10 protein-coding genes are annotated in these 12,524 nt (G+C 49.2%); all 10 read right to left on the bottom strand.

Translation table 11 applies throughout. From position 1 onward, the window contains the following. Positions 1-6: 6 nt before the first annotated feature. The 10 genes from disA to AC1VOR_RS21585 all read right to left on the bottom strand — a co-directional run bounded on the left by disA (position 7) and on the right by AC1VOR_RS21585 (position 12,292). Positions 7-1,083 carry a DNA integrity scanning diadenylate cyclase DisA gene (gene disA / locus AC1VOR_RS21630; protein WP_482620968.1) on the bottom strand — a complete coding sequence of 359 codons (1,077 nt, stop codon included), beginning with the start codon at positions 1,081-1,083 and terminating at the stop codon, positions 7-9. A 13-nt stretch (positions 1,084-1,096) separates the two neighbouring features. After that, on the bottom strand, positions 1,097-2,464 hold the full coding sequence (gene radA, locus AC1VOR_RS21625; RefSeq protein WP_482620966.1) for a DNA repair protein RadA: 1,368 nt from the start codon (positions 2,462-2,464) through the stop codon (positions 1,097-1,099). A gap of 233 nt (positions 2,465-2,697) precedes the next feature. After that, on the bottom strand, positions 2,698-3,948 hold the full coding sequence (locus AC1VOR_RS21620; RefSeq protein ID WP_482620964.1) for a DHHW family protein: 1,251 nt from the start codon (positions 3,946-3,948) through the stop codon (positions 2,698-2,700). Positions 3,949-3,978: 30 nt separating this feature from the next. After that, positions 3,979-5,394 carry an MBOAT family O-acyltransferase gene (locus tag AC1VOR_RS21615; protein WP_482620963.1) on the bottom strand — a complete coding sequence of 472 codons (1,416 nt, stop codon included), beginning with the start codon at positions 5,392-5,394 and terminating at the stop codon, positions 3,979-3,981. 211 nt (positions 5,395-5,605) lie between these two features. Continuing rightward, a complete protein-coding gene (locus AC1VOR_RS21610) occupies positions 5,606-6,853 on the bottom strand; it encodes a sensor histidine kinase (protein WP_482620961.1) in 1,248 nt (415 codons plus the stop codon). A gap of 17 nt (positions 6,854-6,870) precedes the next feature. Beyond that, a complete protein-coding gene (locus AC1VOR_RS21605; protein WP_482620959.1) occupies positions 6,871-7,566 on the bottom strand; it encodes a response regulator transcription factor in 696 nt (231 codons plus the stop codon). A 100-nt stretch (positions 7,567-7,666) separates the two neighbouring features. Continuing rightward, complete coding sequence (gene clpC / locus AC1VOR_RS21600; protein ID WP_482620957.1) at positions 7,667-10,111, bottom strand: ATP-dependent protease ATP-binding subunit ClpC; 2,445 nt, start codon at positions 10,109-10,111, stop codon at positions 7,667-7,669. A 31-nt stretch (positions 10,112-10,142) separates the two neighbouring features. Next, entirely contained in the window at positions 10,143-11,201 is a 1,059-nt protein-coding gene (gene mcsB / locus AC1VOR_RS21595; RefSeq protein ID WP_482621069.1) for a protein-arginine kinase McsB, read from the bottom strand. A gap of 12 nt (positions 11,202-11,213) precedes the next feature. Further along, positions 11,214-11,738 carry a protein-arginine kinase activator protein McsA gene (mcsA, locus tag AC1VOR_RS21590; RefSeq protein WP_482620956.1) on the bottom strand — a complete coding sequence of 175 codons (525 nt, stop codon included), beginning with the start codon at positions 11,736-11,738 and terminating at the stop codon, positions 11,214-11,216. A 95-nt stretch (positions 11,739-11,833) separates the two neighbouring features. Continuing rightward, on the bottom strand, positions 11,834-12,292 hold the full coding sequence (locus tag AC1VOR_RS21585) for a CtsR family transcriptional regulator (protein ID WP_482621067.1): 459 nt from the start codon (positions 12,290-12,292) through the stop codon (positions 11,834-11,836). Positions 12,293-12,524 lie beyond the last annotated feature (232 nt).

The following is a 12,524-nucleotide window of genomic DNA, read 5'->3' as shown; positions in this document are numbered from 1 at the left end:
GGTGATTTAAATTTGTCTGTCAATGAACACTTGCTCTTGAAGACGCTTGAGACCTTCCTTGATTGCGCGGGCGCGAACTTCGCCAATTCCGTCAACTTCGTCCAGTTCCTCAATGCTGGCCATCATGACATTAGGCAATTCCTCGAACTTTTCCACCAAATTATGGATGATCACATTCGGCAGCCGCGGTATTTTGTTCAGCACCCGGTAACCACGCGGTGAGATCAATTCTTCCGAGGTTGCAGCCGAGGATGGATACCCCAGCAGCTTCGTGATGTGAACATCGTCCAGTAATTCATCATCCGTAGAGCGCTTGAGTCCAAGAATAATCTCTCGAATGGCCTCATCATGGCCTTCCTTGGCATAATCCTTATACAGTAACCAAGCCTCTTCTTCCATATTGCTGACCAGTTCCTCCATCTGCATACTGATCAGTCGACCTTCCGTACCCAATTCATTGATGAACCGCTTAATCTCCATCTTGATACGGATGACCATCTCCACCCGCTGAATCACATTGATGACCTCAGGCAAGGAGACCAATTCCTCAAATTCGGAAGCCGTCAGGTTCGTCAGGGCCTGGTTCAACACGGCACGATATTTCTCTAAGGTCTGAATCGCCTGATTGGCCTTTGTCAGGATCACCCCGATCTCCTTCAGGGCATAACGTAATGCCCCTTGGTACAGAGTGATGATATTGCGCCGCTGGGAAATAGAGACCACCAACTTCCCTGTCTGCTTGGCGACCCGTTCCGCTGTACGGTGCCGAATCCCGGTCTCTGCGGAAGCAATGGAGGAATCGGGAATCAGTTGGGTATTAGCATATAAAATCCGCTTTAAGTCTTCGCTGAGGATAATGGCTCCATCCATCTTGGCCAGTTCGTAAAGGTAGTTTGGCGAGAAATCACAGTTAATGGAGAAGCCCCCTTCAACCACCTCCATCACTTCCGGGCTGTAGCCAACAACGATCAGTCCGCCGGTCTTCGCCCGCAGAACGTTCTCCAGCCCGTCGCGAAAGTGCGTCCCCGGGGCCACAAGCCTCAGCAAGTCGTTCATTTTCTCTGCATGAGTAGTTTCTTTCATCAATTAATGCCCCCTAATCTAACGCGACAGCTAGCGCATCTGCAACGGTATTAACTCCTACTAGTTGAATCCCTTGTGGTGCCGTCCACCCCTTCATGCTCTTCTCCGGCAGAATAACTCGTTTGAAGCCAAGCTTGGCTGCTTCCTTCACCCGTTGTTCCGCTCGGGAGACCCCTCTCACCTCACCGGTCAAGCCTACCTCACCAAAGATAACGTCGTGGGGCTTGGTCGGGATATCGCGGAAGCTGGATGCTACACTGACCGCAATGGCCAGATCGACTGCCGGCTCATCCAGCTTCACCCCGCCGGCCAGATTCACATAAGCGTCCTGATTCTGCAGGAACATGCCCATGCGCTTCTCCAGAACTGCGATAATCAGGTTCATCCGCTGATGATCGACCCCTGTCGCCATTCTGCGCGGGGAAGGAAAGTGCGTGGCCGCAATCAAGGCCTGCAATTCCACCAGAATGGGTCTGGTCCCTTCCATACTGGCGACTACAGTAGAGCCAGCCACGCCAAGCGGACGTTCCGACAGGAACAATTCCGAAGGATTGGCCACTTCCGTCAAGCCGGCCTCGTTCATTTCAAAGATGCCGATCTCATTGGTCGAGCCAAAGCGGTTCTTGACGGCCCGCAGTAGCCGGTAGGAATGATGCCGTTCTCCCTCGAAGTACAGCACACAATCCACCATATGCTCCAGAAGCCTTGGACCGGCAATTGCGCCCTCCTTGGTAACATGGCCTACAAGCACGGTCGCAATTCCTTGCCCCTTGGCAATTCGCATAAACCGGGCCGTACATTCACGAACCTGGGATACACTGCCGGGTGCACTAGTCACTTCCGGCAAATAGACGGTTTGAATCGAGTCAATGACCAGGAAGTCCGGCTTCACCATCTCAATTGCGGCTTCAATTGCATCCATGCTACTCTCACATAACACGAACAGTTCCGGAGACAAGGCGCCTAGCCGCTCCGCCCGCAACTTGGTTTGACGAACGGATTCTTCCCCCGATATATATAGCACTTTAAGACCGGTGCGGGCCATTTCGTGGGAGGTTTGCAACAGCAAGGTTGACTTGCCAATACCGGGATCGCCGCCAACAAGCACTAACGAACCCGGAACCACTCCACCCCCAAGCACCCGGTTTAATTCGCCGATGCCCGTTTGAATACGCGGCTCCTTGCCGCTTTCTATATTTATGATTGATTGCGGTGTTTCTTTCGCATGAAATATTCCAGAATTCATCCCTTGTGTCTTGACGGCCTTCTCAATTTCCTCCGTCATGGAATTCCATGCTCCGCAGCCCGGACACTTGCCGTACCATTTCGGCGACTCATAGCCGCATTCATTACAGAGAAACTTTGTTTTTACTTTAACCATTTCCCGCTCCTTCTCACATATGCAAAATTTTCCGGGCTGGGGATTTCAATCCGACTCCATGACTCAAATTTTACCACCCTTTCAGCTTTCTCGAAAGTCATTAAGCAAGTCTTTGGCCCAGAGCCGGGTATTTAGGAGCTGGTTATAAAAAAGCAGCCCCAAAGCATCGCTTTGGAAGCTGCCTTTTATCTATTTCATCGGCTAAAAGGTTACTTTATTGTAGTACTTTCAGCTTATTTGTTTCCATTTTCTGTCCCAATTGCAATTTGATTGATAAGCTGTGCCATTCCTGTTGTTCTCGTAGCTGTTGCACTGCTTAAGAACAGGACATCTGTAATTCCATGCTCCTCCACAAATGTGGTGAGACTGCCCGTAAAGTAACGGGGGTCTACATAATAAACTGTCTCAAAATGCGGGAGCAGAAAAGGAATCAACGCATTACCATAAGAATCCTTGACTACGACGATTTTTTTGCCATTTGCCTGACCTGTATTTATTTCACCCCAAGGAAAATCTCCTCCCAGAAACACGGCATACAAGCCATTAGCAGGTGTGGCATACGCGGGATCTACCAGTTGTCCGGTTACCGTCTTGCCCGTCGTCAAATGCCGAGTATACGTATAATCGTCTAGCGGCTCGTAGTAAGTAATCGTATCGGGTGCTTTTTTGAGCTGTACATTCAATGTGGCCTTATAGGCAGACCCCAGAAAGTTTGTTATTTCCCCTGTCGTATAACTGGTCAACGGAATCGCTTCTTCTCCCATCGTGCTCATCAATTCAGTATAAGCATAGTATGCCCCCAAAGCTGTCCAATGATGGTCCGTGCGAAAATAGATATTCTCCTGCGTATGCTGCTTGAGCGCATCAATTACATCAACACGTCCCACCTCAGGGACTAGCTGTTCATTAACATGCTTAAATGCCGCTGCCTGCGAATCCGTTAGCTCCTGGTACGCCTCAGATTCGATGAATTCAGCCGAGGTTGGAGCAAGCAGAGAAAATACACGCAATTCCGGTTCGGCCGATTGTTGAAAGTTATTTATAGCTTCCGCATAGGCCTCGGCAGCGGCAGGGGAATACTGGTACAAGGTATAAGCCCGGTCCTTGTAGATCAGATACTGAGTGTCATTCTGATTGGAAACACTCGCATCCCCCACCTTCTGCACCGTGTTATCCCTCCCCTGCTGAAGCAGAACCACCTGCTGGCTGCCAGGTATTCCCTTCCACTCCTTTAAATAAGCTCCCGCCTGCACCAGCAGACCTCTAAAGGCAAAGTGATCCGCAAAGAAATCTTCCAACTCCAGCATGAATTGCCCGGATAGGAGGCTGGCTACGGTAAGTTCTGGCTTCTGCGTAAGCTGGCGTTGCTCTAGAGAAGAGGATGCCTGCGATGAATAGCTAAACAGGTTCACCAGGGTAAAACCAAAGATTAAAACCAGTAAGGATATCACTATGAGCTTATGCTGCCATTTCTTCAATTGCATTTATTTAAAACCTCCTTATAAGAAACCCTCTTAGAAACGGTAATATAGAAATGGATTATACGAGCTGCCCACCAGCAATATGGTTGAAAGAGCAAGCAGAATACCATTCGTAAGCTGGGCTCCCAGCATGATAAGGTTGCCTTTTCCAGCATCGGAAAGCCTGCGGCCCCCATACTGAACAAGATATTTCAACAGTGGGGTCGACAGGAGAAGCCCGGCGACATACAGCAGCAGATGATCGTGTAGAATTAACATGAATTCAGCGTTAACCCAGGTCTCATGTCGTATTCCAAACAAAATGGATAGTGCCCTCAGGGCCTGAGACAAATCAGTAAAGTAAAACCAATTCCAGCCCAGCAAAATAACGATAATTGCATACCCATGTTGAAAAGCAACAGGTAGCCGAGCCATCCATCTTCCTAACGAGGTGCGTTCCACATAAATCAAAGCACCACAATACAGCCCCCAAATTACGAAGTTCCAGCTTGCTCCATGCCAAATTCCCGTTAAGCACCATACGACCAATAGATTGCGAACATAATAACGACGACTGCCACCCAGTGGGATATATACGTAGTCCCGGAAGAAGCCGCCTAGCGACATGTTCCAGCGCCGCCAGAACTCCCCCATCGTCTTGGAGAGGTAGGGATAGTCAAAATTTTCCCTTAGCTTGAAGCCAAGCATTTTTCCAAGTCCAATCGCCATATCGGAATATCCGGAAAAATCAAAATAAATTTGCAGCGCAAACAAGCTAAGTCCTAGCCACATACCAAGCACTGAGACCGATTCCAGGTCGGGATTCAGCAGTTGCGTGACCACTTCTCCCATAAGATTGGCCAGAACAACCTTCTTCCCTAGCCCCACCATGAAGCGAGTAAGCCCTTCACTGAAGCCGGACCATGTCACCTGAGGGCGATCAATTTGCTGCTCGATGTCCGAATAGCGTATGATAGGACCTGCTACTAAATGCGGGAAAAAGGAGACATAGAACAAGACCTTCTTCGGCGACTTGGGGGCAGCTATCTTCCCCCGGTACACGTCGGTCAAATAACAAATCAACTCAAAGGTAAAGAACGAAATACCGATGGGAAGGTCGATATCCGGCACCGGAATGGAAAAGGACAGCACTCTATTCATGTTCTCCACCAGAAACCCTGCGTATTTAAAGAACCCCAGCAGACCTAGATTGATAACGATAGCCAGCGTGTATAGGAGCTTCGCCGTTGTTCTTCCCTTATACCGATCGATAGCGAGTGCAAATAAATACCCTAACAAGGAAGCAAGCAGCAGCAGAACTACCCACACCGGTTCCCCCCAGGCGTAAAATATATAAGAGAAGACAATCAATACCCAAATTCGATAGCTAGCATTGGAAAATGTGAAATAAGCGAGTAATAAAGCAGGCAAAAACAAGTATAAGAAAATCAGGCTTGAGAAAACCAACATTCTAACTCCTCTCTGTCATCAGGACTTGAAGAGAAGTATAGCGGACAAAAATAACGATTTGCTGCCGCAAATCTTAACAAGTTCTTAGCATTTACTTATCGTTTTCAAACGTTCGGTTGGGTCGCATGAGCAAAATTAAAACAGGACCCTTCGGTTTTATTCCGAAACGTCCTGTTCTTCACACCATGCTATGTTCTGTTATTTGTTCTTCCTAGCTGGATTCCCCTAGCTTGAAGCAGATCTCAAATACCGTCCTTTGTCGGTTGCTGCTAACCGTGATATGCCCACCATGCGCCTCGATGATGCTCTTGGTAATAGCAAGCCCAAGTCCAGTTCCTCCCGTTTGCTTGGAGCGTGAGGCATCAACACGGTAGAAGCGCTCGAACAAATGCGGCAGGCTACCCGGCGGAATTGCTTCACCGTAGTTGATGAACTGGACAACCGCTGCATCTCCCCTCTGCCCTACGGATATATCTATCCTTTTCCCCTCGGCTCCGTATTGTATGGCATTCGTCAGCAAATTCTCAAAGGCACGAGCCAGCAATTCTCCATCCGCATCAATGAGTACCGGAGGTTCAGTAGCCGTAACCTGACATTGTAGTCCTCGCTGTTGCAATTGTGGTACGAATTCTTCTACCAGTTGATGCAGGAAGGCATTCAAATCCAGGGTGGATGCGTGAAGCGGAAGCCCGTGATTAACCCGCGTGTATTCGAAGAGATCGTCGATCATTTTCTGCAAGCCCCTGGCCTTTTCATAGGCAATGTTGACGTAATATCGCAGCTCCACTTCGTCCTTATATTGATCCTCTTCGATAGCTTTGAGGAATCCCAGTATAGAGGTTAAGGGTGTTCTTAAATCGTGAGACACCCCGGTAATCAAGTCATTCTTCGATCTCTCCGCCAGTCTCTCTTCCTCTATGGATTGCTTCAGACGAAGCGACATTTGGTTTATACTCTTCGCCACTTTGGCCAATTCACTATTCTCGGCTGCGATTTCGTCATCCAGCCTACCTTCAGCAATTCCCTCAAGCCAGGAGTTGATCTGTCCCAATGACGAATTTAGCTCTGCTGTCATCTTATTGAATTGTTCAGCCATGCCTGCCAACTCCCCCCTGCCACGAACAGGAAGGGCAACATCAAGGTCCCCGGAGCCCACAGCCGTAACGGCTGTTCTGATCTGCTCCCAATAGCGCTGCGTCCCCTGCGTCAACCACAGGTAAATGCCCGTATATAACAAAACTCCGACGAGCAGTTGGATGGGGACCGAGCCAATCTGGTTGACCATCCATTCCACGATTGCACGGAAGGGAATCGTTATGACCGACGAGCTTGGCTTCAGCAAAAACTGGGCTATTTTCCGGCATACATACAAGATGGTCACGGTAGACAGCAAGCTTCCAACAGCGAAAAGCAAGAAAGTCAGCCGAAGTGATAACCGGCGTTTAATTTCCAATTGCATCACGACCTCTATCCATCTTAATTGGCCTCCAGCTTGTAGCCGATTCCCCAGACCGTCTTGATATAACGGGGATGCTGCGGATCTTGTTCAAGCTTCTCCCGAAGCCTGCGAATATGTACCATAACTGTATTTTTTGATTGCATGTAAGGCTCTTTCCACACTTCCTCATAGATCGTCTCCATCCCTAACACAACTCCCCGGTGTAACGCCAGCAACTTGAGTAATTCAAATTCGCGAGGAGTCAACTTCACCTCCCGGTCATTCATCATCACCCTATGCTTCGCCGTGTTAATCGTGAGTTCATTGATGGTGATCTCATCCTGGTTAGCCGGTATGTATTTGCCAAAGCGCTGGTATCGCCGCAGTTGTGACTTCACCCGAGCTACGAGCTCCAAGGGATTGAAGGGCTTGGTGACATAATCGTCAGCACCGATGCTCAGTCCTTCAATTTTATCCATGTCCTCGCTCTTGGCCGATAGCATAATAATAGGAATATCCCGCGTTTCTCGGATACGCATGCAGGCCTGGATTCCGTTCAATCGAGGCATCATAATATCCAGAATAATCAAATCAATTTGGCGTGCTTCCAAAATACTCAGCGCTTCCTCTCCATCCGAGGCAGAAAACAGCTTGTATCCCTCATTATGCAGATATATTTCGATCAGCTTCACAATTTCACGCTCATCGTCGACGATGAGGATCGTTTCTTTCATTTGGCTCTCAGCTCCCTTATGCCTCTCCTCCAATTATCCCAAATTACACAAGGGACCTGCAAATATCTGCAGGTCCCTTGTAAATTATGAACATCTTAGCTTATGCGTTTTTGGAAAAAGTTCCGGTGCGCTCTACAGCCAGCGTACCGTTGTCCTCATCGATCGTCAACGAGTCGCCCTTCTTCACGTTGCCAGTCAGCAATTCTTCGGACAAGCGGTCCTCAATGTACTTCTGAATAGCCCGGCGCAGTGGACGTGCACCATAAGCCGGATCAAATCCTTCTTTAGCCAGGAAGGCCTTGGCTTTGTCCGTCAATATGAAGTCCACATCAAATTCATGCAGCCGCTTGCGCAGCTCCTCGGACATAAGCGAAACGATCTGTCCGATGTGGGATTCCTCCAGGGAATGGAACACGATGCTCTCATCGATCCGGTTCAAGAACTCCGGACGGAAGTTCTTCTTCAGTTCTTCCATGACTTTGCCCTTCATGTTCTCGTAGTCCGCACCCGCATCCTGCACCGCCGTGAAGCCAAGACGCGTGTTGCGCTTGATAGCCTCAGCCCCAACGTTGGAGGTCAAGATAATGAGTGTGTTGCGGAAATCGACCACACGGCCCTTGGAATCGGTCAGACGGCCATCTTCCAGGACTTGCAAGAGAATGTTGAATACTTCCGGATGCGCCTTCTCAATTTCGTCCAGCAGTACCACCGAATAGGGTTTACGGCGTACCTTCTCAGTCAATTGGCCGCCTTCTTCATAACCAACGTATCCTGGAGGCGCACCTACTAAACGAGCGGTGGAATGCTTCTCCATATATTCAGACATATCAATGCGAATCACGGCGTTCTCATCACCAAACATCGCTTCTGCCAGGGCTCTTGCCAACTCGGTCTTACCAACCCCGGTTGGACCAAGGAAGATGAAGGAGCCCATCGGACGCTTCGGATCTTTAAGTCCGGCGCGAGCACGACGAATGGCCCGGCTAACCGCCTTGACGGCTTCATCTTGACCGATAACGCGCTCATGCAGGATTTGTTCCATGTTCAGCAAGCGTTCGGTTTCTTCTTCCTTCAGCTTGCTAACCGGTATTCCTGTCCAGCTAGCGACCACTTGAGCAATATCCTCAGGTGTAACTTCGGAATCCGTACGACCTTGCTTTTCCTTCCACTGGTTCTTGGTTACATCCAGTTCTTCACGAATCTTCTGTTCCGTATCGCGTAGAGCTGCCGCCTTTTCGAATTCCTGGCTTTGTACCGCAGCATCCTTCTCTTTGCGAATATCCTCCAGACGACTCTCTAATTGCTTGAGGTTTGGCGGTACAGTATATGAATTCAACCTTACCTTGGAGCCCGCCTCGTCGATCAGGTCAATCGCCTTATCTGGTAAGAACCGATCCGGAATGTAGCGGTCCGACAGCTTCACTGCTTGGTCAATCGCCTCATCCGTGATCTTCACGCGGTGATGCGCTTCGTAGCGATCGCGCAATCCGTGCAGGATTTGAATAGCTTCCTCTACCGAAGGTTGATCCACCGTAATCGGCTGGAAGCGGCGTTCCAGTGCAGCATCCTTCTCGATGTATTTGCGATATTCATCCAGCGTTGTAGCACCGATGCATTGCAGTTCGCCACGGGCCAGTGCCGGCTTCAAAATATTTGAAGCGTCGATTGCACCTTCCGCTCCGCCTGCCCCGATCAAGGTATGCAATTCGTCAATAAATAGAATGATATTGCCAGCCTGACGAATTTCATCCATGATCTTCTTCAATCTATCTTCAAATTCACCGCGGTATTTGGTACCCGCTACAACAGAGCCCATATCCAGGGTCATAACCCGTTTGTCACGCAGTGTTTCCGGAATTTCATTATTAATAATCTTCTGAGCCAGGCCCTCGGCAATCGCCGTTTTACCAACACCCGGTTCACCAATTAGCACCGGATTGTTCTTCGTCCGACGGCTAAGCACCTGAATAACCCGTTCAATCTCCTTGCTGCGGCCAATGACCGGATCGAGGTTACCCTCTTTGGCAGAAGCCGTCAAATCACGAGCCAGACTATCCAGCGTAGGCGTGTTGACGTTAGCAGGTGCCCCGTGATGACTGGATACGGCTTCGCTGCTGCCCAGCAATTGCAATACTTGCTGCCGTGCCTTGTTCAGGCTGATGCCCAAATTATTCAATACACGAGCCGCTACGCCTTCCCCTTCACGAATCAAGCCAAGCAAAATATGTTCTGTTCCGACGTAAGTATGACCAAGCTTGCGTGCTTCATCCATGGACAATTCAATGACCTTCTTGGCGCGAGGTGTGTATGCAATATTCGTTGGTTGCTCCTGACCGCGGCCAATCAGCGTTTCTACTTCATCTTGTATTTTCTCAAGGCCCAGACCAAGTCCAATCAGTGCCTTCGCCGCGATGCCTTCTCCCTCGCGAATCAGTCCGAGTAATACATGTTCTGTTCCGATATTGTTATGCCCCAGTCTTACCGCTTCTTCCTGGGCCAATGCCAGCACCTTCTGGGCGCGTTCCGTAAATCTTCCAAACATCATCTCTCAACACCTCCATAGTTGGTCCTAACCGTTAATTCCCCATTCTCTCCCGAATGAGCTTGGCACGGTACATGTCCCGTTCTGCCGGTGACATGCCGTTATTGAATTTCTTCTGCAGAAAACCAGGCTGCGTCAACACATTAAGCTCATTGAGCGTCTGCGCCGATACATTGTCGATGAGACCAAGGTCTACCCCGAGGCGAACATCGGATAACCGCTGGGCCGCTTCCTTCGAGTCAATAATGAAGGCATGTGACAGAGTCCCGTAAGACCGCATCACCCGATCCAGCATTCGCGGCCGCGACTCCGTGATCAGCTTCTCTCTGGCCGTCTTCTCGTGCTGTATAATCTGCAAAACGACGCCATACAAGTTCTCAATAATCTCGGCTTCGCTTTGTCCTAGTGTAATCTGATTTGAGATTTGAAACAAGTTGCCTAGTGTCTCACTGCCCTCTCCATAGATGCCCCGCACCGTCAAGCCAACTTGGGACACCGCCGACAAAATGCGACCGATTTGCTGAGTGAGTACCAATGCGGGCAAATGCATCATGACCGAGGCACGAAGCCCCGTTCCGACATTCGTCGGGCAACTGGTCAAATAACCGCGATGATCGTCGAAGGCATAATCGACATGTGCTTCGAAGATATCGTCAATTTCCGTGGCCTTCTCCCATGCTTCCTGAATTTGCAGCCCCGGGTATAAACATTGAATGCGCAGATGATCCTCTTCGTTAATCATAATACTGAGGCTTTCATCTTCACTAATGAAGGCTGCACCATTTCGGGAATCCGTAGCCAAGTTCGGGCTAATCAAGTGCTTCTCAACCAGTACCCTCTTGTCTAATTCATTCAAATCAGTAAGTAACAACGGATACAGCGGGCCATAGGCCTCAAACTGTTCATCCGTCAGTGCTTGCTGCAATTGCTCCAGCACTTCCTCGGACTGCCTGTTGGTCGATAGCATGGGAAAAGGATGTTGCAGCATATTACGCGCAATTCTTACCCGGCTGCTGATGACGATGTCGGATTCCCTGCCCTCCCGGCTCATCCATTCGCTAAGTGGCTGTTCTGTAAATCGGAGATTTGTCATCATGCATCCCTCCTACTCGGCAGACATATTTTTTTCGAGTTCGCGAATCTGATCCCGCAGCGCCGCAGCGTCTTCAAACTCTTCTTGTAGAATCCGTTGCTGAAGCTCATGACGTAGATCATCAAGCTTACGCTTGGCCTGAATGTGCCCCCCTGTGCGCTTCGGAATTTTGCCGACGTGAACGGTATTACCATGCACCTTCTTGAACAACGGGTCCAACCGATCGTTGAAATATTTATAGCATGAACTACAGCCAAAACGGCCAATCTTGCTGAATTGCGAATAGGTCATGCCACATTCTTCGCAACGCAAATGCTCAGGAGGTTTAGTCCCTGAAATTTGCCCCTTATTGCCCGGACTCAAGTCAAGAAATCCGGATAACAGGTTGTGAATGGAGAAGCCACCAGAGGTACCTGGAATCAGTTCTCCCTTCTCCCTGGCGCAGTTCTCGCAAATATGGAATTCTGTCTTCTCCCCATTGACGATCTTCGTGAAATGCAAGGTCGCGGGGCGTTTGCCGCATTCTTGGCATTGCATGGATGACCCTCCTCTAATACTGGATAGACTGGGTAACCTTATCTGTCCGGTGAACTCTAAAGACTTACGCCCCCTGTTCACCACACCTCTGGAACCTAGCTCAACAAAGAAATCAGCATCGCCTTCATCATCCGCGCCCGGATTTGATCGCGATACGGCAATTTAACCATAAGCACATCGCGAGAAACGACCGCACGCATCAGTGCAGCCTCTCTCCGGCTTAAGAAACGGGCTTCCTCCAACTGATAAATCAACCCTTCGGCTGCAGACTGTCCAATCTCCATCCCGATAGTCTCGTGCAAATGCGTATGCAGCGATATGGGACCCGGCAGTTCTATCTGCCGAATACGTACATAACCACCGCCGCCGCGCTTGCTCTCAACCAGGTATCCCTTCTCTACCGTAAAGCGAGTGCTGATCACATAATTGATTTGCGATGGCACGCAGGAGAATTGGTCGGCAAGATCATTACGCTGAATTTCAATCATGCCTTCAGGACTTTCATGCAGAACACTCTTTAGATATTTTTCGATGATATCGGAGATATTACGCATCACTCATCCATCCTCCATCAATCCTAACGTGATATTCTTGTCGTGTTGACTTTGACTTTCTTTGACTTTATAAACATTATACCACAGATTGTTGATTTGCCAAGAGGGTGAAGCTCTTTCGTTAATTCAGTGTGAGCGTGCTGGGATTAAAATATTCCCCATTTCATAAAATGATCCCTTGGGAGCTAAATAACTATCCTTCAATTAACCCTTAGCCCAGCTAAAAAAACAA

The sequence above is a fragment of the Paenibacillus sp. 1SOY10 genome, from assembly GCF_056836745.1.
Note: the sequence above shows the minus strand (reverse complement) of the source record. Positions and strands in the feature narration are given on the sequence as shown.

Coding starts and splice junctions, on each gene's coding strand:
- disA (WP_482620968.1), bottom strand. CDS start 1,083: ATGAAAGAAACTACTCATGCAGAGAAAATGAACGACTTGCTGAGGCTT.
- radA (WP_482620966.1), bottom strand. CDS start 2,464: ATGGTTAAAGTAAAAACAAAGTTTCTCTGTAATGAATGCGGCTATGAG.
- AC1VOR_RS21620 (WP_482620964.1), bottom strand. CDS start 3,948: ATGCAATTGAAGAAATGGCAGCATAAGCTCATAGTGATATCCTTACTG.
- AC1VOR_RS21615 (WP_482620963.1), bottom strand. CDS start 5,394: ATGTTGGTTTTCTCAAGCCTGATTTTCTTATACTTGTTTTTGCCTGCT.
- AC1VOR_RS21610 (WP_482620961.1), bottom strand. CDS start 6,853: ATGCAATTGGAAATTAAACGCCGGTTATCACTTCGGCTGACTTTCTTG.
- AC1VOR_RS21605 (WP_482620959.1), bottom strand. CDS start 7,566: ATGAAAGAAACGATCCTCATCGTCGACGATGAGCGTGAAATTGTGAAG.
- clpC (WP_482620957.1), bottom strand. CDS start 10,111: ATGATGTTTGGAAGATTTACGGAACGCGCCCAGAAGGTGCTGGCATTG.
- mcsB (WP_482621069.1), bottom strand. CDS start 11,201: ATGACAAATCTCCGATTTACAGAACAGCCACTTAGCGAATGGATGAGC.
- mcsA (WP_482620956.1), bottom strand. CDS start 11,738: ATGCAATGCCAAGAATGCGGCAAACGCCCCGCGACCTTGCATTTCACG.
- AC1VOR_RS21585 (WP_482621067.1), bottom strand. CDS start 12,292: ATGCGTAATATCTCCGATATCATCGAAAAATATCTAAAGAGTGTTCTG.